Here is a 19329-nt window from a genome sequence, read left to right as displayed (position 1 = left end):
GGCGGCCTCCACCATCGCCGCCAGCCGCGCCCCGAGCGCGAACCCGCGCAGATCCGCCGTCCGCACCAGGTACTCCTCGGCGACGAGCGAGTTCAGCAGCCGGTACGTGGTCGCCGGCGGCACCCCGAGTTGTTCGGCGATCTCCTTGGCGGTGGTACCGATACCCATGTCCGCGACGACCTCGATGATCTGCAGCGACCGCGCCACCGCGTCCGGCCGCTCTCCCCTGCCTATGGCCATCGCGTCACCGCAGAGTCGACAGGGTCAGCACGTCGGAGCGACGCGTCTCGTCGAACACCCCGACCCGGCGGAGTCGGTCCGGCGCGACCCTCGCGACCACCACGACCGCCGCGACGACAACGGCCATACTCGCGATGTAGACGACGAACAGCACGGTGGAATGCCCGATGTCGGCGAACGCCGCACCGATCAGCAACCCGCCCAGGACCAGCCCCGCGATCGCGCCGAGCCAAACGATCCGGCGGCTGGGTTCGCCGATGTCGCGCAGGAAGACCGGCGCCGCCAGGCTCGCGGTGAGGTAGCTGCCCATGTAACCGAGCGCGCTCAGGGTGAGGAAGGCGCGGATGCCGGCCTCCGGGTCGCCGCCCGACCAGAGGAACACCAGCGGCACCACGGCGACCACCGTCATCGCGGCCACGATCGCCACCGCGGGGGTGCGGAAACGCGGATGCGCGCGTCCGAGCGGACCCGGTGCCACCCGCTCGCGGGCGAGGCAGAACAGGACACGCACCAGGGCGTTGACCGACGCGAGGGTGCAGGCGAAGAACGAGGTCGCGATCCCGACGTCGAGGACGACCGAAGCGGCGCGGGAGCCCTCCGACAGGAACAGGGCCGCGAGCGGGGTACTGCTCGACCGCACGTCATCCGGTGCGCCGAACATTGCGACGGACTGTGACACCACGGCCAACAGATAGATCGCGCCGGCCGCGACCGGCGTCCACCGCAGGGTCCGCGGCACGGTCAGGAACGGTTTCTGCGCCTCCGACGACAGGGTGGTCGCGCTCTCGAAACCGACGAAGGCGCTCACCGCGACCACGGTGCCGATCCCCAAGGCCCCCTCGCCGTGCGGCGCGAACACCTCCGACCACGGTGCATCGCGGTGCACGATCGCCACCGCGACCATCAGCCCGACCATGATCACCACCGAGACCACCTCGATGACGAGGGTCGCGGTCGCGGAGACCTTGATCCCGCGCACCATCAGCACACAGGTGATCACCGCGGCCAGGGCGACGATCACGGACATCGACACGACCGGAACGGTCGCCGACACGCCGACACTGACCGCGATGTGGGTGAGATAGAGTCCGACGGCCAACAGTCCCGCCATGCTCACCGAGCCGTATCCGACGATCGCCGACCAGGCGGTCGGCAGCGCAAATCGAGCCCCCAGTCCTTGGGCCACATACGAATACAGACCGCCGACCACCGCGACCCGTTGCGCCATCGGTCGGATGCAGGCCGCGACCAGCATGGCCACCGCGAGCGCCACGACGAAGGCCACCAGACCGCCGAAGCCACCGAGCGCCGCGATGACGAACAGCGGGGTCACCGCCGAGGTGCCGGCGGGCGCGATCGCGGCGACCGACTGAGCGAACACCGGGATGAACGGCAGCTGTCGGCGGTTGAGCCCGTCGACCGAGGATTCGTCGACGTAGAGCTTCGGCTGCGATGATCGGCGGGGGGATGGCATAGCCTGTTCAGCGTGACCGATGGTTCCCGCCCACGGCACCTCATTGTGTTTCATCCGTGTTAACCCGCGTGATAAATCCGCCCGCGGAAGTTCTCAGGCCGTGATACGTGACGGCGATCACGGCGTCATCTGCGATTCCTAGTCTCTCCTTCGTCAGCTACTCGTCGCGCCCACGGCGGCCGCGTCAGCACCGACCGAACCCAAGGAGAGCCACGATGACATCCACCCCTACGTCAGCCCCCTCGGCGGCCCCACCCGCATCCGACTACCTGGACAAACGCCGACTCAAGACCGGCACCGCCGGCTGGCTGCTGCTCGCCGGACTCGGCATCAGCTACGTCATCAGCGGCGACTATTCGGGCTGGAACTTCGGCCTCGGCCAGGGCGGCTTCGGCGGCCTCGCGATCGCCGCCGTCGTCATCGCGGCGATGTACATCGCGATGGTGCTGGGCATGGCCGAGCTATCGTCGTCGATGCCGGCCGCGGGCGGCGGCTACACCTTCGCCCGCCGGGCGCTGGGCCCCTGGGGAGGGTTCGCCACCGGCACCGCGGTCCTCATCGAGTACGCGATCGCGCCGGCCGCGATCGCGACCTTCATCGGCTCGTATGTGGAATCGCTGGGCCTGTTCGGCATCACCGACGGGTGGATGGTCTATCTCGCGGTCTACGCGATCTTCATCGGCATCCACATCGCGGGGGTCGGCGAAGCACTGCGGGTGATGTTCGTGATCACCGCGATCGCGCTGGTCGGACTGCTCATCTTCGGCTTCGCGGCCCTCGGCGATTTCTCGTGGGCGAACCTGACGAACATCGCACCGACCGACGCCGCCGGCGCAAGCGCCTTCCTGCCGCACGGCTACCTCGGCATCTGGGCCGCCATCCCGTTCGCGATCTGGTTCTTCCTCGCCGTTGAAGGTGTGCCGCTGGCCGCCGAGGAGGCCAAGGACCCGGCTCGCAACGTCCCCCGTGGCATCATCGCCGCGATCTCGGTCCTCGTGATGACCTGTGCGCTGGTGCTGTTCCTGGTCACCGGAACCGGTGGGGCCGCGGCGATGCAGGAGTCCGGCAACCCGCTCGTGGAGGCGTTGGGTAACGGCCTGGCCTCGACCGTCGTCAACTACATCGGCCTGGCCGGTCTGATCGCCAGTTTCTTCTCCATCATCTACGCCTACTCGCGGCAGCTCTTCGCGCTCTCCCGCGCCGGCTACCTGCCGAAGTCGCTCTCGGTCACCAACTCCCGCAAGTCTCCCACCATGGCGCTGATCGTCCCCGGGATCGTCGGCTTCGTCCTGTCGCTGACCGGGCAGGGTGCGATGCTGCTGAACATGGCCGTGTTCGGTGCGGCGCTGTCGTACGTGCTGATGATGGTGAGCCACATCGTGCTGCGGGTCCGTGAGCCCGAAATGGCACGCCCGTACCGCACCCCCGGCGGGATCGTCACCACCGGTTTCGCGCTGGTCATCGCCGTGCTCGCGGTGATCGCCACCTTCCTGGTGGACATCAAGGCCGCCGTCGGCTGCGTCATCGTCTTCGCAGGTTTCATGGCATACTTCGGCTTCTACAGCCGCAAGCGGCTGGTCTTCGCCAGCGCCGACGAGGAGTTCGCCGCCATCGCCGACGCCGAGGAGACGTTGTCGTGAGCTTCACCCAATCCGTGCGCGGCCACACCTACGAGTTCGCCAATCTGGTCGACCTGATGGCCAAGGCCACGCCGGCCCGGTCCGGTGACCAGTTGGCCGGGTGCGCAGCGCAATCCGATGCGGAACGCGCCGCCGCCGCCTGGGTGCTCGCCGATCTCCCGCTGACCCGATTCCTCGAGGAGATGGTCGTCCCCTACGAGACCGACGAGATCACCCGCCTGATCATCGACACCCACGACCGGCAGGCGTTCGCCGCGATCTCGCATCTGACCGTCGGCGGGCTGCGCGACTGGCTGCTCGAACGGGCCGTCGAACCGCTGGGCGGAGAGCACATCCGGTCGATCTCTCCTGGCCTCACCCCGGAGATGGTGGCGGCGGTCAGCAAGCTGATGCGCAACCAGGACCTGATCGCGGTCGCCAAGAAGATCGAGGTGACCGCCGGGTTCCGCACCACCATCGGCCTGCCCGGCCGACTGGCCACCCGCCTGCAGCCCAATCATCCCACCGACGATCCGCGCGGGATCGCGGCCGGGCTGCTCGACGGGTTGCTGCTCGGCTCCGGGGATGCGGTGGTGGGGATCAACCCGGCCACCGACTCCCCGCAGGCCACCGCCACCCTGCTCGAGTTGCTCGACGAGGTGCGCGTGCGGTTCGACATACCGATGCAGTCGTGCGTGCTCTCGCATGTGACCACGACCATGGACCTCATCGAGCGGGATGTGCCGGTGGACCTGGTGTTCCAGTCGATCGCCGGCACCGAGGGCGCCAACCGCGGGTTCGGGGTCGACGTGGCGATGCTGACCGAGGCCAACGAGGCGGGCCGCTCGTTGCGGCGCGGCACCGTCGGCGACAACGTCATGTACCTGGAGACAGGCCAGGGGTCGGCGCTCTCGTCGGGCGCTCACCTGGGCACCGGCGGTCGGCCGGTCGATCAGCAGACGCTGGAGACGCGGGCTTACGGCCTGGCCCGCGCCCTCGACCCTCTCCTGGTCAACACCGTGGTCGGATTCATCGGACCCGAGTACCTCTACGACGGCAAGCAGATCATCCGCGCCGGACTGGAGGATCACTTCTGCGGCAAGCTCCTCGGGCTGCCGATGGGTGTCGACGTCTGCTACACCAACCACGCCGAAGCCGACCAGAACGACATGGACACTTTGCTGAGCCTGCTGGGCCTGGCCGGTGTCGCCTTCGTGATCACCGTCCCGGGCGCCGACGACATCATGCTCGGCTACCAGAGCCTGTCCTTTCACGACGTCCTCTATCTGCGTGACGTCCTCGGGCTGCGCGCCGCACCGGAGTTCGAGTCCTGGATGCAGCGGGTCGGCATGGCCGACGCGGCCGGGCGCGTCCTGCCCATGGATCCGACGTCCTCACCCCTACGGAGCCTCGCATCATGAATCACCGTCCCATCCCCATCGCCGACGACCCCTGGCACACGCTGCGGCGCTCCACCCAGGCGCGGATCGGATTGCAGCGCAGCGGCAGTGCGGTCTCGACGCGCGAGGTGCTGGAATTCCAGTCCGCACACGCCGCGGCCCGCGACGCCGTGCACACCCCGATGGCCGTCGTTTCTTTGGTCGAGGGATTGACCGGACTTGGTCTCGGCGCACCCACACTGGTGGCGAGCCGCGCGTCGACGCGGGCCGAGTATCTCCGCCGACCGGATCTCGGTCGCGAGCCCGACGACCTGTCGGCGCTGGGGCACTCCGGCGCCGACGTCGGGATCGTCATCGCCGACGGCCTGTCGGCGACCGCCGTCGACGCCCACGCGGTCGATCTCGTCCGCGCACTCGTCGACGCTCTCGCACCGACGTTCTCGGTGGCGCCCCCGGTCGTCGCGACGAATGCGCGGGTTGCACTCGGTGATCACATCGGCGACGCGCTCGGGGTCGAGACGATGGTGGTCATCATCGGCGAGCGGCCGGGACTGTCGGTGGCCGACAGTCTGGGCATCTACCTCACCTATCGGCCGCGGCCGGGTCGTCGGGACTCCGAGCGCAACTGCATCTCCAACATCCATCCGCCCGACGGTCTCGGGTACGCCGACGCGGCACGGATCGTCGCTGGTCTCAGCGCCGGCGCACGAGCGCTGGGCGCTTCGGGTGTGGCGCTGAAGGACACCTCCGCACCCACGCTTCAGCTCGCCGACTGAGCAGGTCCGAGCTCAGGATTGCGACGCGTTCGGCACCCAGTACGCCTGGGATTTGACCGACTTCTTGCCGAGGCCGTAGTCGTTGCGGAACGAGGCGGCGACGGCCCGCGTGGACTTGGTGTCGAGCGCGACCCACCCGAACTGCCCGGTGGCGTCGACCGCGGCCGCGCGCACGGCCTCGACGAGGGCCGCGCCGTCACGCTCGCGCCGGACCCAGGTGATGGTGTCGTGGTCGCGTAGCCGGATCGGCAGCGACCGGTCGGAGTCGTGGGTGTACTCGAGCCATATCGTGGCCGGCGCGCCGTGCCCGGCCGACGAGATCTCGTCGAGCAACGAGTTGATCGCCGGCAGGGATGCCGTGTCACCGGCGATCAGCCAGCCCGACGGCGCCGGCTCCGGAATCGCGAATCTGGACCCGAGAAAGGACGCCCCGATCGTGTCGCCCGGGCAGGCGTCGCGGGCCCACCGGGTCGCCGCGCCGTCGTGCATCGCGAACTCGATCGAGAAGGAATCGGTCGCGGTGTCCGGATCGACCAGCGTGTAGCCGCGCTGGTGCAGTTTGCCGTGGTTGTTCTCGAACCACAGTCGCAGCCACATCGTCGGGTGCAGCGGACGATCGGTGAGCAGCCCTCCACCGGTGAACCCGATCCGGAGAAACTCGTCGGTGACCCGTTCGGAGCCCGTGACCGTCAGTTCGTAGTCGTCGGCGCCGAAGAGTTTGAGCATCGCGCCCTGCCACCCGCGCGATGCGGCCTTCGTCGGCCCCGTTTGATCGAGCCTGTCGAAATCCGCCATCCGCGCACCTTCCCCTCATCGACTCTGCGAGTCAGGGTAGCCTACGCTAAATCAACGGTCTGTCCGAGGGTCACGCGGGGACGAGCGGCACGACTCCCGGATGGGAGTCGAGGTAGCTCCTGGTGAACGAGCACACCGGGCGCAACCGCGCACCCTGCTGCTGCACATAGTCGAGAGCGCCTTGCACCAGGCGGGTGCCGAGCCCGTGGCCGGTGTACTCGTCGTAGAGCACCGTGTGCAGGATGGTCACGGTCGTGACGCCGTCGACGGTCGTCTCGGTGCTGTATCCGAGGACCCCGACGAGTTCGCCGGCCACCCAGAGCTCGAACCGATCCCGGTCCGGGTTGTGGACGACCTCCGCGATCTGTTGCAGGATGGCCTGGGCGGACTGCGGTGGCCGGTGGCGGTGTTTGCGATGCATGGTGCGTGATCCCCTCACGATGGCAGTGACGATCGTCCGTCGCCGAGACTCCCCTTCCCGGGCGACAGGCGGGGGACCGGTTGTGATCCCGATCACAAGGTACCTTACGTTGCCGTAGGTCGCTGCGCGCCGGCACCCGCCTGTGGATAACGCGGCCGATCCCACGTACGCTCGTGTGCGCCGGTCTCCGGCAACAACTCAACAACGCGGGGGCTCCCACGATCACCGGGGGCTGAGATGGCGACGGGCGGTCGCCGACCGCCTGAACCTGTCCGGGTAATGCCGGCGAAGGGAGCCCCTCATGGGAACAGCTGTATCCGAATCTGCCGTCACCACCGGTCCGATCGAGGGCAGCCGCAAGCACTACCTCGAACACGATCATCTGCGTGTCCCGCAGCGGCGTATCGAACTCACCAACGGCGAGCATCTCGACGTCTACGACACGTCGGGCCCCTACACCGACGCCACCGCGACGATCGATGTCGAACGCGGGCTGTCGGCCACGCGGGATTCGTGGCAGCGTCCGGAACCGGTCGACGGTGCCGCGACACAGCTGGCGTGGGCGCGGGCCGGGATCATCACCGACGAGATGCGCTTCATCGCCGCTCGCGAGGGTGTCGACGTCGAACTCGTGCGCGACGAGGTCGCGGCGGGTCGTGCGGTCATCCCGGCCAATCACCGTCACCCGGAGTCGGAGCCGATGATCATCGGCAAGCGTTTCGCGGTGAAGGTGAACGCCAACATCGGCAATTCCGCGGTGACCAGTTCGATTGCCGAGGAGGTCGAGAAGATGGTGTGGGCCACCCGGTGGGGCGCGGACACCATCATGGACCTGTCCACCGGCCGCGACATCCACATGACCCGGGAGTGGATCCTGCGCAACTCCCCAGTCCCGGTCGGGACGGTGCCGATCTATCAGGCGCTGGAGAAGGTGAAGGGCGACCCGACCGCGCTGACGTGGGAGATCTACCGCGACACCGTGATCGAGCAGGCCGAGCAGGGTGTCGACTACATGACGGTGCACGCGGGAGTGCTGCTGCGGTATGTCCCGCTGACCGCACGCCGCGTCACCGGCATCGTGTCGCGCGGCGGCTCCATCATGGCCGCCTGGTGTCTGGCCCATCACGAGGAATCGTTCCTCTACACCCACTTCGACGAACTGTGTGAGATCTTCCGTCGCTACGACATCACCTTCTCGCTGGGCGACGGCCTGCGTCCCGGGTCGATCGCCGACGCCAACGACGAGGCGCAGTTCGCCGAACTGCGCACCCTCGGCGAACTGACCAAGATCGCCAAATCCCATGGGGTGCAGGTGATGATCGAGGGTCCGGGCCACGTGCCAATGCACAAGATCGCGGAGAACGTGCGGCTCGAGGAGGAGCTCTGCGAGGAGGCGCCCTTCTACACGCTGGGCCCGCTGGCCACCGACATCGCGCCGGCCTACGACCACATCACCTCGGCCATCGGTGCGGCGATGATCGCGGCGGCCGGGACCGCGATGCTGTGTTACGTGACGCCCAAGGAGCACCTCGGACTGCCCAACCGTGACGATGTGAAGGTCGGGGTGATCACCTACAAGATCGCCGCGCATGCCGCCGATCTGGCCAAGGCCCACCCGCGCGCGCAGGAGCGTGATGATGCATTGTCGAAGGCGCGCTTCGAGTTCCGCTGGACCGACCAGTTCAATCTCTCACTCGATCCGGATACCGCCCGCGAGTATCACGACGAGACGATGCCCGCCGAGCCGGCCAAGACCGCGCATTTCTGCTCGATGTGCGGGCCGAAGTTCTGCTCGATGCGGATCTCCGCGGATGTGCGCGCCTACGCCGAGGAGAACAACCTGGTGACCACTGAGGACATCGACCGCAAGATCGCCGAGGAGATGGCCGCGAAGTCGGCGGAATTCGTCGAGGCTGGTGGCCGGGTCTATCTGCCATTGGAAGCTCATAGGTGAGCACAGAGCTCGGATTACCCACCGCCGCACCGGGCGTGACCCCGGTTCGGGTGATGACGATCGCCGGGTCGGACTCGGGCGGCGGTGCGGGCATCCAGGCCGACCTGCGCACCTTCGCGCTGCTCGGCGTGCACGGGTGTGTCGCCGTGACCGCGGTGACCGTCCAGAATTCGTTGGGCGTACAGGGGTTTGCGGAGATCCCGCCGGACACCGTGGCCGCGCAGATCCGCAGCGTGGTCTCCGACATCGGCATCGGTGCCGCCAAGACGGGCATGCTCGCCTCGGCGCCGATCATCGAATCCGTCGCCGAGACGTGTGTCGAGTTGGGGATCGGCCGCAACGGCGGCACCCCCCTCGTCGTCGACCCCGTGTGCGCATCGATGCACGGCGATGCCCTACTCGCGGTCGACGCCCTGGACACGTTGCGCAGCACGCTGATTCCTCTTGCCACGCTGGTCACCCCGAATCTCGACGAGGTGCGGTTGATCACCGGGATCGACGTCGTCGACGCGGATTCGCAACGGGCGGCCGCGCGCGCCCTGCACGACCTCGGAGCGCGGTGGGCACTGGTGAAGGGCGGACATCTCCGGACCAGCGACCACAGTCCGGACCTGCTGTTCGACGGCGCCGACTTCCACGAGTTCGATCAGGCGCGGATCGACACCCCGCACGATCACGGCGCCGGGGACACCCTCGCCGCCGCCACCGCTTGCGCGCTGGCCCACGGCTATTCGGTACCCGACGCCGTGGCCTTCGCGAAACGCTGGGTGACCCGCGGCCTGCAGGCGGCCTATCCGCTCGGCGCCGGCCACGGCCCGGTCAATCCGCTCTGGCGGGTGGCGTCGAATGGAGGACAGTCCCCTCACTCCAGGTAGCCACCGCCATGGGGGAAGAACGCGGTACCGGCATGTTCGACCTCGTCGTCGGTACGGAGGCGCTCGATCACAAGGCCCCGGTTGCGCCCGAGATGTGCGTCAGCGCCGGCGACGATGACCATACCGTCGCCCTCGTGAATAAACACACGTCCAGGGGTGCCGCCGTAGACGCACTCCGACACCGACGCCTTGGTGATACGCAGACGCTGCCCACGGAAATGCGTGTATGCGTTGGGATACGGGTCGGACTGTGCACGCACCAGCCGCTCGATCTGTTCGGCTGGCCAGTTCCAGTCGATCCGGGAGTCGATCTCGGAACGCTTGTGAAAGAAGGTCCGGTCGGCCAGGTTCTGCGGCGTCCATACGGCCGTGCCCGATTCGATCGCGGCCAGTGCTTCGGTGAGCACTTCAGGAATGATGTCGATGGTGGCGCGCACCAGTTCGGTCGCCGTGGACGTCGGCGCGATCGGGATCGCCTTCTGTACGACGATGTCGCCGGTGTCGAGGCCGTCATCCATCCGGTGGGCGGTCAGCCCGACCTCGGATTGGCCACTGATGAGCGCCCAGATGACCGGTGAGAACCCAGTGAATTTGGGCAGGAGCGAATCGTGCAGGTTCAGGGTGCCATGCGGGGGGAGGTCGTAGAGTTCACGCGGTAGCCACGTCCGCCAATTGTTGGCGACGATGATATCCGGCTCGGCCAACTTGACCCGATCGATCAGGGCGTCGTCCGGACGTTGTGCCAGGTGGATGGGGATGCCGTGTGCGTGCGCCAGTTCCTCGACCGAATCCGACCAGATCGTCTCGTATGAGTGCTCGCTCGGTGGGTGTGTCACCGTGAGCACGACTTCGTGATTGGACTCGATCAGCGCCTGCAGGGTCTTGTGACCCCAGGTCTGGTAGCCGAATGTCACGACGCGCATGCGTTCAATCCTCGCTCAGGTCAGCACGTAGCACACGGTGTGGAGTGAGTGGCCGGGACGTGAATCCCCCTTTGCCTCATCCAACAGGGGTATGCAACTCTGTTGTTTTCGACAACTGTGAGCAACATCCTATTTCATGATCGCTAGTGCCGCCGACCACCCCGACCGAGGATTCCCCCATGAGATCTGGATCGACCGATCGGCCGATCGTAGACGGACTCGAATCGGCCACCGATCTCGCGCCGTTCCCACTCACGTCCGCGCAACAGGGTCTCTGGTTCGCTCAGCAGTTGCTGACAGACACGCCAATCGTGATCGCGAATTTCATCGAGTTCACCGGCGAAGTGGATGTCGATCTACTCGACGAAGTGTGTCGGCGAGGGCTCCACGAAGTCGGTAGCGGCATGCTCCGGCTCGTCGAAGTGGACGGCAAACCCCACCAGGTCGTCGATCATGCCCAAACCGACACGATCACCCGGATCGACCTCCGCGATGCGGACGATCCGGTCACCGCCGCCTGGGAGTGGATGGTCGCCGACTACACCCTCCCCTTCGACCTGCTGGCCGACCGCCTCATCCGCGGAGCGATCCTGCGCCTCGGCAACGAGCACTACTACTGGTACTCATGTATCCACCACATCGCCATCGACGGCTACGGCGCGATCCGCTTCATGAATCGCGCAGCCGGACTGTATTCGACCCTGCTGGCCGGCGACGATGATGCGGCCGACTCCTACTCGGTGCCCGCGCTGACCGAACTGGTCACGACAGAGCAGGAATACGTCGGCTCCAAGCGGTTCGAAACCGATCGCGCCTACTGGGCGGAGAAGGCGCGAGGCCTACCGGAACCGATCTCACTGGCCGAGGGAGCCGCGCCTGCCGATCTGGTTCCGATTCATGCGGGCGGTCAGATCGACGCAGACCTGTCCGATCGCCTGTCGAAGGCCGCCAAACGTCACGGCAGCATCGACACCGCGTTCATCATCGCCGCTCTGGCGACGTATTTCGCCCTCGTCGCCGACACCGACGACGTCGTGATGAGTCTGCCGGTTTCTGCGCGGACCAACGCAGTGCTCCGACGTTCCGCGGGCATGGTCTCCAACGTCGTGCCGATCCGGATGCGGTTCGACCGCGAGACCACCGTCGCCGAGCTCATCCGGATGGTCGGACTCGAACTCACCGGCGCACTGCGCCATCAGCGATACCGCAGCGAGGACTTGCACCGAGATCTCGGTCTCGGGTCGGATGGCCTGGAACTCGGTGGCATCTACGGCCCCACCATCAACGTGATGAACTTCCCCACCGATATCCGTCTCGGACCCGTTGACGGACATTTCACGGTGTTGTCGACGGGGCCGATCAACGACATCGCAGTGAATCTCTACCCAGGTTCGGGCGGCGCGATGCGGATTGACATCCACGCCAATCACCATCTGTACGAACAAGATTCACTCGACAAACACTATCAGCGCCTGGTCACCGTGCTCAGCGCACTGGTGGACGCGGCGCCCGACGATCGACCGCTCGACATCGACATCCTCACCGACACCGAGCGGCAGTCGCTCGTGCCTGCCATCGGTCGGCCCGACGCGGCCCCGACGACGCTCGCCGCGCTGATCGCCGATGCGGTGGACCGGGCCCCCGATGCGATGGCGATTTCGCACCACGACGGTGCGGGGGAAGTCGCACGGTTCACGTACCGCGAGGCGTATCGCTGGGCACAGGCCCTCGCACATCGCCTGGTCGAGGCAGGGGCCGCCCCCGAGAAATTCGTCGCCTTGGCGCTGCCGCGCTCCGCCGATTCGGTCCGGACGCTGTGGGCGATCGTCGCGACGGGCGCGGCAGTCCTGCCGATCGATCCCGACTATCCCGCCGACCGCATCTCCTACATGCTGAGCGACAGCGGCACGACGCTCGGCGTGACCACCGCCGCCCTACGACCGGGACTCCCCGACGACATCCGGTGGATAGTCCTCAATGACATCGGTTCGCAGGCGGATCCGGTCACATCACCCGCACCCCTCGCTGCACCGATCCATCTCGACAGCCCGGCTTACGTGATCTACACGTCCGGATCGACCGGTCAGCCCAAGGGCGTGGTGGTCACCCATCGTGGATTGGCCAACCTGGCGGCCGAACGGAGAATCACCTACCGCATCGACACCGGCTCGAGGTTCCTGCACAACACCTCGCCGAGCTTCGACATGGCGATCGGTGAGCAGGTGTCCGCACTGTCCGCCGCCGCCGGGCTCGTCGTCAGCGCTCCGGGGCTGTCCCCGTCCGAGCTCGCCGGCGTGATCCGAGCCGCCGGCGTCACCCATGCATTGCTGACACCGACGGTGCTGGCCACGCTCGGACGCACCGATCTGGACGGCGTGCAGGTACTGGGTGTCGGCGGCGAGGCCGTGACCGCCGATCTGGTCCGCAGGTGGTCCCCGGATCGACTGATGCTCAACGGGTATGGTCCGAGCGAAGCCACCGACATCGCCACGGTCGCCGAACTCCGCGCGGACCGCCCGGTCACGATCGGCCGTCCTGTCCACGGATTCGAACTACTGGTCCTCGATTCCGACCTACGACCCGTCCCGCCGGGCGTGAAGGGCGCATTGTATGTCTCCGGGCCGGGTCTGGCCCGGGGATATCACGCGCGCTCCGCGCTCACCGCGTCGCGCTTCGTCGCGCATCCATGGAGCGCCGGGGCCCGGATGTACCGAACCGGCGATATCGTCAGCTGGACAACCGGCTCCGACGACGGCCCGATCCCCGAACTCCGCTACCATGGCCGTGACGACAACCAGGTGAAGATCCGCGGGCGCCGGGTCGAACTCGGCGAGATCGAATCCGCCGTCGCGCAGGCACCCAGCGTTGCACAGAGCGTGGTGGCGGTGCGCGACACCACGCTCGGAGCACGTCTCGTGGCCTATGTTGTGTCCGACGTCCCGAATCCGGATGTCGGTGTGATCCGCCGGCATTGCGAATCCCGACTCCCGGCGGGAATGCTCCCCGCCGCCTACGTGATCCTCGAGGAACTCCCCCGCACTGCCAACGGCAAACTCGACCACAAGCGGCTCCCACAGCCGGATTTCGCCGCCGACACTCCCTACCGAGCACCATCCGACGACAAAGAACGGCGGCTGGCAGCCGCGTATGCCGAGGTACTCGGCCGTGATCGGGTCGGCGCCGACGACTCCTTCTTCGTCCTGGGCGGAGACAGCATCGCGGCATTGACCCTCGTCTCGAGCGCACGCGCCGCCGGACTGCACTTCTCGCCGAGGGATGTGTTCGAACGCAAAACCGTCGCCGGTGTCGCCGCGGTCGCCACTACCGATGACAATCGATCACGTCTCGACGAATTGCCTGGCGGCGGAGAAGGATTCCTCCCTCTGACACCGATCATGCGTTGGCTGACCGGGCGGTCGGGCGGATTCAACCGCTATTCCCAGCACCTCGTTCTCGAGCTCCCCGAGGGAATCGGACACGACGGCATCGTGGCGACACTGGACGCCGTTGTGGCCCATCATGATGCGCTGCGGGCCCGACTCGTGGCGGAACCGGGGATGGGTCCGGGTCTGCGGGTGTCGGCCACGCCGCCACACTCGACGGCCGATCTGCTGACCTCGGTTGATGTCTCCGACGCGGATGATCTCCGTGACGTCGCGGAGCAGGCACTCGACACCGCACTCGGCCTGCTCGATCCGCGATCGGGTGTGATGGCACGTTTCGTGTGGCTGCGCCGCGACAGCGAACGAGACCTGCTCATCGTCGCAATCCACCACCTTGTGATCGATGGTGTCTCGTGGCGCGTCCTCGTCCCTGACCTCATGGCGGCGTGGACGGCGGTCGCCGCGGGTCGTCCACCCGCCCTGCCGCCCACGGGGACTTCGCTGCGACGCTGGGCCCACGCCCTGGTGGAGCAGGCCGATCAGATCGCCGCCGACGAACGCGACTACTGGACAACCCATCTGGAAGCCATCCCGGGCGATGCAGATCTGTGCCCGGACCCCGACCGTGACAGCGCAGCCACGGTCGAGCGCCTCACCGTCGATCTGGACGCTGATCTCACCCGAGCGGTGATCGACACAGTGCCCACCGCACTGCGAGCAACCGCCGAGGAGATCCTGCTGGCGACCTTGTCGTTGGCATTGATCGAGTCAGGCTTGTCGCACGACGGCATGGTCGTGGCGCAACTCGAGGGACATGGCCGCGAAGAGGACCTCGTCGAGGGCGCTGACCTCTCGCGCACCATCGGATGGTTCACCACTGCTTACCCGGTCCGCGTCGACCTCGCCGATGTGTCGACCACGTCCGCAGACCGTACGGTCGCAGCCGTCAAGTGTGTCAAGGAGGCGATCCGCGGGATTCCTTCCCGCGGAGCCGGATTCGGCATCGCGAGCCATTTGTCCCGTGTGGTCGACATTCCGGCGGTCCATCCGGTCGTCGCCATCAACTACCTCGGCCGTGTCTCGACCTCGATGCTTCCCCGAGGGGTTGCCGAGGTCGGTTGGGTGCCAACCGATATCGTCGGGTCGCTAACAGCGAGACCAGATGACGACATGCCGGCCGCGGTGCCGTTCGACGTCAACGCCATCGTCATCGACTCGAAGACCACCGGGATGACGCTGCACGTGACGGTGGATCACGTTGTGCGGCTCATCGATGCCGCGACCACATCGTCGATCGTTGATCGCTGGCGAGTGGCGTTGGCAACACTTGTCGATGCGGTGGCGGCAGGTGCTCACGGCTGGACACCGTCGGACGTGCGTGCGGCGCGCGTCGAGCAGACCGATCTCGACCGTCTCGCGCTCCGCTTCCCCGCGATGACCGATGTCTGGCCGACATCTCCCCTGCAACGCGGTTTCGCATACCACGCGGCGTTGGCCGCAGGGTCTGGAACAGCAACCGGCCGCCATGACGTCTACGTCTCACAAGCCACTGTGGTCCTCGAGGGTCGTGTCGATTTCGATCGCCTCCACCAGGCCGCGGAGACGGTCGTGGGGCGACATCCTGCGCTGCGGTCGGCCTTCGTCCCATCAGGACGAGGTGAACTCATCGCGGTGATCTGCCGCGACGCCAGGCCGGACTGGCAGTTCGTGGACCTGACCACCGTCACCGACGACACCGACGCCGCGTGCGCCCGTTTCCGTTCGGGCGAGCTGTCCCGACCGTTCCCGCTCGACCACCCGCCGCTGATCCGGTTCGCCCTCGTGCGTCGGGAATCGGACCGGTTCGACCTGGTCGTCACGGTCCACCACATCGTGGTGGACGGCTGGTCGATGCCGTTGCTCCTGCGGGACCTGTTGACCTGCTATGCCGCAGGACCCGCTGCGCCGGCGCTGCTGCCGCCCGCCCCGTCCTACCGTGCGTTCCTGGAATGGCTCAAACGCCAGGACACTGCCGCGGCAGCGGCGGCATGGCGTGATGCATTCGCGGACAGCGATGCACCGACCTACATCGCCGGCGATCATCTCGAGGTTCCCTCCACGGTCAAATCGGGTCACATCACCCTCGATATCGACTCCGCCACCTGGCGATCGATCACGCAACACGCCAACGAGTCCGGAATCACCGCCAACACGGTGATCCAGTCGTTGTGGGGACTCCTACTGTCCCGCCTGACCGAGTCGCAAGGCGCGAACCGCACCTCGGACGTCACCTTCGGCGCCACAGTCAACGGTCGCCCCGCCGAACTGGACGACGTCGCCGACATCGTCGGTCTGTTCATCAATACGGTCCCGGTGCGTATCCGTTCGATGCCCGGAGACCGGATCGTCGATATCTGGCAACGACTCCAGGACGATCAGACCAGGCTGCTCGAGCATCAACACATCGGCCTCACCGACATTCAGCATGCCGCCGGGGACGGCACGCGATTCGACACGCTCGCCGTCTTCGAGTCCTATCCGATCGACGCGGCGACGATCAGCGCCGCCGATCCGGTCGACGGCGTCCGCATCGTGGACATCGTCACCGACGAGCGCACGCATTACCCCCTCACCCTCACGGTCACACTGCATCCGTGCCCGCGGATCACGTTCACCCACCGTCTCGATGCGATCCCGGAGGACACCGCCACCGCGATTGCCGCACGTTTCGATCAGATGCTCCGCGCGGTCGCGGCGGACCCGCTGCTGCCAGTCAAGGAACTCCCCATTCTCCTCGACCATGAGCGCCGACACGTGGTACCTGCCCGCGGTCCGGCCGCCCAGCCGGAACGGTCCCTGGCCCAGATCATCCGGGCTGCAGTCGAATCCGCGCCCGACCGGACGGCACTGATCGACGACCGCGTGACGCTCACCTACCGTGAGGCCGACACTCGGTCCGCAGGGCTGGCGGCCGCGCTGATGTCCGCCGGCGCAGCCCCGGAGCAGTTCGTCGCGATCGCCTTGCCGCGGTCGGCCGATTCGGTCCTGGCGGTGTGGGCGGTGGCGAAGACGGGCGCGGCCTTCCTCCCCATCGATCCGCGTTACCCCGCTGACCGCGTCGATTACATGCTCGCCGATTCCGGTGTTGCCCTGGGCGTCACCGACCGCGCACATCGCGCGTCATTGCCGGACTCGGTGCACTGGATATTGCTCGAGGACCTGCAGATCGGGGACGGCGAGGCACCTGCTGACCGTTCCTCGGCAGTCGCGTGGCGGGGAGAGTCCGTCGACATTGCCCACCCCGCCTACATGATCTACACATCCGGCTCCACCGGGCGTCCCAAAGGGGTGGTAGTGCCCCATCGGGGCTTGGCCAACATGGTCGCGGATCTTCACCGGACCTTCCGCGTGACCGCCGATTCCCGGTTCCTGCACGCCGCCTCGCCGAGCTTCGACATGGCTTTTCTCGAACAGGCCGCCGCCCTCTCCGCCGCGGCCACACTCGTCATCAGCTCACCCGACGACGGCCCGACACGCCTACCGGAGTTCGCTGCGCGGCACCATGTCACCAGTGTCCTCGTCACGCCCACCGTGCTCGCCACCCTCGATCCCGGAAAGTTCGGCGACCTGCGGACGCTCGTGGTCGGGGGCGAGGCGGTCGGACCCGATCTTGTGTCGCAATGGTCGGCTGACTGCACGATGCTCAACGGCTACGGCCCCACCGAGACCACCGTCATCGCGACGGCGGCGGTTCTCCGTGCCGGAGCCCGGGTCGGTATCGGCAAACCCCTCTCCGGTTTCGAGCTGATGGTGCTCGACGCGGCGCTCCGGCCGGTGCCGGTCGGCGTGGTGGGCGAGCTCTACATTGCCGGCCCCTGCCTGGCGCGCGGATACCACCGACGCCCAGGGCTCACCGCTGCGCGGTTCGTCGCCCACCCGTACGGCGCACCGGGTGAACGCATCTACCGCACCGGTGATCTGGTCGCCTGGGGTGATGACGACAGTCTCGTGTACATCGGTCGCAACGATCGACAGGTCAAGGTCCGAGGGCACCGGATCGAACTCGGCGAGATCGATCACACGCTCAACAGGCACCCGCAGGTGCGCCACGCCATCACTGTCGGCCGAAGCACACCGGCCGGTGACACCGCCCTCGTCTCGTATGTCGTGGTTGCTGACGGCTCCCGACCCGACCCGCGACAGATCCGGGCATTTGCCGCTGAATTCCTCGCGGCGCATCAGGTTCCGACAGAAGTCATGATCATCGACGCAATCCCGGCATCCCCGTCGGGCAAGGTCGACGAGGCCGCACTGCCGGCGCCCCAGTGGAGTTCCGGACGGCCGTATGCCGCGCCGACCACCGAATCCGAACATCTTGTCGCCGCGGCATTCGCCGAGGAACTGTCCTGCGACCGGGTTGGAGTGGATGAGGACTTCTTCCTCATGGGCGGCTCGTCCCTGTCGGCATTCGCCATGGTGGCGCGCCTGCGTGAGCGCACCGGCGTGGCACTGCCAATCGCGGCACTGCTTGAGAACCCTACACCTCGAGCTCTGGCCCGACTTCTCGACGAGCCGACTCGGTCCGCCGACCTGGAAGCATTCGACGTCATCCTCCCAATACGCGAAACTACCAGTGGCACACCACTTCTCTGTATCCATCCGGCTATCGGCCTGGCCTGGGGTTACGGCGGTCTGACCCGATATGTTCATGATCGGTCGATCTACGGTGTGCAAGTTCCCGGCATCACCGACGACAGGTCCATCGCGCCGATCGATTCCATCGACTCGCTCGCCGCGTTCTATCTCGACGAGATCCGTCGGGTCGTGGGACCGGGTCCCTATCACCTGCTCGGCTGGTCACTTGGTGGGGTGATCGCCCAGTCGATGGCCGCGCAATTGCAGACTGCGGGTGAGCACGTCGCATCCTTGACGCTGCTGGACAGCACGCCCGATCCGGGCGTGCTGCCAGTACTGGACGAGACGCTGCGGATGCGTGATCTGATCAGTGCGCTGGGGCTGGACGACCAGCTGCTCGCCGGACTCGCCCAGTCCGACGACACGCCGGTGTCCGAGTCTTCGGTGGCCTCACTCTTGGCCCACATCGAGGATGCTCCCCCCGGCCTCGACGACGGGGTCGTCGGACGGTTGCTCGAGGGCGCCACCCACACCACCGCACTGTTGCGTGCCCATCGTCCGCCGACGGTTGCCGGCGACGTCTTCCTGGTGACGGCCGACCCTGACGGCACCACACCGCGGTCGGTTCACAACAGCTGGGTCCCCTACGTCCAAGGCACCATCGAGGACAGCTACACGTACGCCTCGCACTGGCAACTCTGCTCATTCGAGGCGTTGAGTGTGATCGGACCGCAGATCGACGACCACCTTCGCCGATCCGATCGGGCCGACCGACATTCCGACGCGGTCGACGAAGTGGAGCGCTGATGGACACCCGCGACCTGGGAAATCGCCAACGCGGCCCGCGAACCCCCG

The 19329-nt window shown here is 67.0% G+C and carries 11 protein-coding genes; 6 read left to right on the top strand and 5 right to left on the bottom strand.

From position 1 onward, the window contains the following. Both GORHZ_RS19950 and GORHZ_RS19945 read right to left on the bottom strand, forming a co-directional pair. A partial coding sequence (locus GORHZ_RS19950; RefSeq protein ID WP_006336159.1) for a helix-turn-helix domain-containing protein occupies nt 1–240 on the bottom strand: 240 nt, incomplete at its 3' end. Between the two features lie 4 nt (nt 241–244). Continuing rightward, nucleotides 245–1714 carry an APC family permease gene (locus tag GORHZ_RS19945; RefSeq protein ID WP_006336154.1) on the bottom strand — a complete coding sequence of 490 codons (1470 nt, stop codon included), beginning with the start codon at nt 1712–1714 and terminating at the stop codon, nt 245–247. Nucleotides 1715–1929: 215 nt separating this feature from the next. On the opposite strand from GORHZ_RS19945, the gene eat reads away from it, so the two are divergent. Genes eat through eutC form a run of 3 tightly spaced genes read left to right on the top strand, consistent with a single transcriptional unit; the run spans nt 1930 to nt 5509 of the window. Further along, nucleotides 1930–3354: an ethanolamine permease gene (gene eat / locus GORHZ_RS19940; RefSeq protein WP_006336153.1), complete on the top strand. Its 1425-nt coding sequence runs from the start codon at nt 1930–1932 to the stop codon at nt 3352–3354. After that, entirely contained in the window at nt 3351–4754 is a 1404-nt protein-coding gene (locus tag GORHZ_RS19935) for an ethanolamine ammonia-lyase subunit EutB (protein ID WP_006336152.1), read from the top strand. The genes eat and GORHZ_RS19935 overlap by 4 nt, the downstream gene beginning before the upstream one ends. Next, complete coding sequence (eutC, locus tag GORHZ_RS19930) at nt 4751–5509, top strand: ethanolamine ammonia-lyase subunit EutC (protein ID WP_006336151.1); 759 nt, start codon at nt 4751–4753, stop codon at nt 5507–5509. Before GORHZ_RS19935 ends, eutC begins: the two co-directional genes overlap by 4 nt. A 12-nt stretch (nt 5510–5521) precedes the next feature. On the opposite strand, the gene GORHZ_RS19925 is transcribed toward eutC, so the two are convergent. Next, the gene (locus GORHZ_RS19925) at nt 5522–6304 is read right to left on the bottom strand and encodes a siderophore-interacting protein (RefSeq protein WP_006336150.1); all 783 of its coding nucleotides are present in this window, start codon (nt 6302–6304) and stop codon (nt 5522–5524) included. A gap of 70 nt (nt 6305–6374) precedes the next feature. Continuing rightward, entirely contained in the window at nt 6375–6725 is a 351-nt protein-coding gene (locus GORHZ_RS19920) for a GNAT family N-acetyltransferase (RefSeq protein ID WP_006336149.1), read from the bottom strand. Between the two features lie 301 nt (nt 6726–7026). Here GORHZ_RS19920 and thiC point away from each other — a divergent pair, with 301 nt between their 5' ends. Together thiC and thiD are read left to right on the top strand one after the other, a co-directional pair. Further along, nucleotides 7027–8679 (top strand): phosphomethylpyrimidine synthase ThiC, encoded by a 1653-nt coding sequence (gene thiC, locus GORHZ_RS19915; RefSeq protein WP_006336148.1) that lies wholly within the window; start codon nt 7027–7029, stop codon nt 8677–8679. Nucleotides 8680–8732: 53 nt separating this feature from the next. Beyond that, nucleotides 8733–9554 carry a bifunctional hydroxymethylpyrimidine kinase/phosphomethylpyrimidine kinase gene (gene thiD / locus GORHZ_RS19910; protein ID WP_051999004.1) on the top strand — a complete coding sequence of 274 codons (822 nt, stop codon included), beginning with the start codon at nt 8733–8735 and terminating at the stop codon, nt 9552–9554. On the opposite strand, the gene GORHZ_RS19905 is transcribed toward thiD, so the two are convergent. Next, nucleotides 9542–10477 carry a methionyl-tRNA formyltransferase gene (locus GORHZ_RS19905; protein WP_006336146.1) on the bottom strand — a complete coding sequence of 312 codons (936 nt, stop codon included), beginning with the start codon at nt 10475–10477 and terminating at the stop codon, nt 9542–9544. The genes thiD and GORHZ_RS19905 overlap by 13 nt on opposite strands. A 179-nt stretch (nt 10478–10656) precedes the next feature. Between GORHZ_RS19905 and GORHZ_RS19900 the strand changes: the two genes are divergently transcribed. Then, on the top strand, nt 10657–19281 hold the full coding sequence (locus tag GORHZ_RS19900; protein ID WP_157205281.1) for a non-ribosomal peptide synthetase: 8625 nt from the start codon (nt 10657–10659) through the stop codon (nt 19279–19281). Nucleotides 19282–19329: the final 48 nt, after the last annotated feature.

It is taken from the genome of Gordonia rhizosphera NBRC 16068, assembly GCF_000298195.1.
Classification (GTDB): Bacteria; Actinomycetota; Actinomycetes; order Mycobacteriales; family Mycobacteriaceae; genus Gordonia; species Gordonia rhizosphera.
Note: the sequence above shows the minus strand (reverse complement) of the source record. Positions and strands in the feature narration are given on the sequence as shown.

Excerpts from the sequence above, each read along its gene's own strand:
- GORHZ_RS19905 (WP_006336146.1), bottom strand. The coding sequence starts at position 10,477 with ATGCGCGTCGTGACATTCGGCTACCAGACCTGGGGTCACAAGACCCTG.
- GORHZ_RS19900 (WP_157205281.1), top strand. The coding sequence starts at position 10,657 with ATGAGATCTGGATCGACCGATCGGCCGATCGTAGACGGACTCGAATCG.
- thiC (WP_006336148.1), top strand. The coding sequence starts at position 7,027 with ATGGGAACAGCTGTATCCGAATCTGCCGTCACCACCGGTCCGATCGAG.
- eat (WP_006336153.1), top strand. The coding sequence starts at position 1,930 with ATGACATCCACCCCTACGTCAGCCCCCTCGGCGGCCCCACCCGCATCC.
- eutC (WP_006336151.1), top strand. The coding sequence starts at position 4,751 with ATGAATCACCGTCCCATCCCCATCGCCGACGACCCCTGGCACACGCTG.
- thiD (WP_051999004.1), top strand. The coding sequence starts at position 8,733 with ATGACGATCGCCGGGTCGGACTCGGGCGGCGGTGCGGGCATCCAGGCC.
- GORHZ_RS19925 (WP_006336150.1), bottom strand. The coding sequence starts at position 6,304 with ATGGCGGATTTCGACAGGCTCGATCAAACGGGGCCGACGAAGGCCGCA.
- GORHZ_RS19945 (WP_006336154.1), bottom strand. The coding sequence starts at position 1,714 with ATGCCATCCCCCCGCCGATCATCGCAGCCGAAGCTCTACGTCGACGAA.
- GORHZ_RS19920 (WP_006336149.1), bottom strand. The coding sequence starts at position 6,725 with ATGCATCGCAAACACCGCCACCGGCCACCGCAGTCCGCCCAGGCCATC.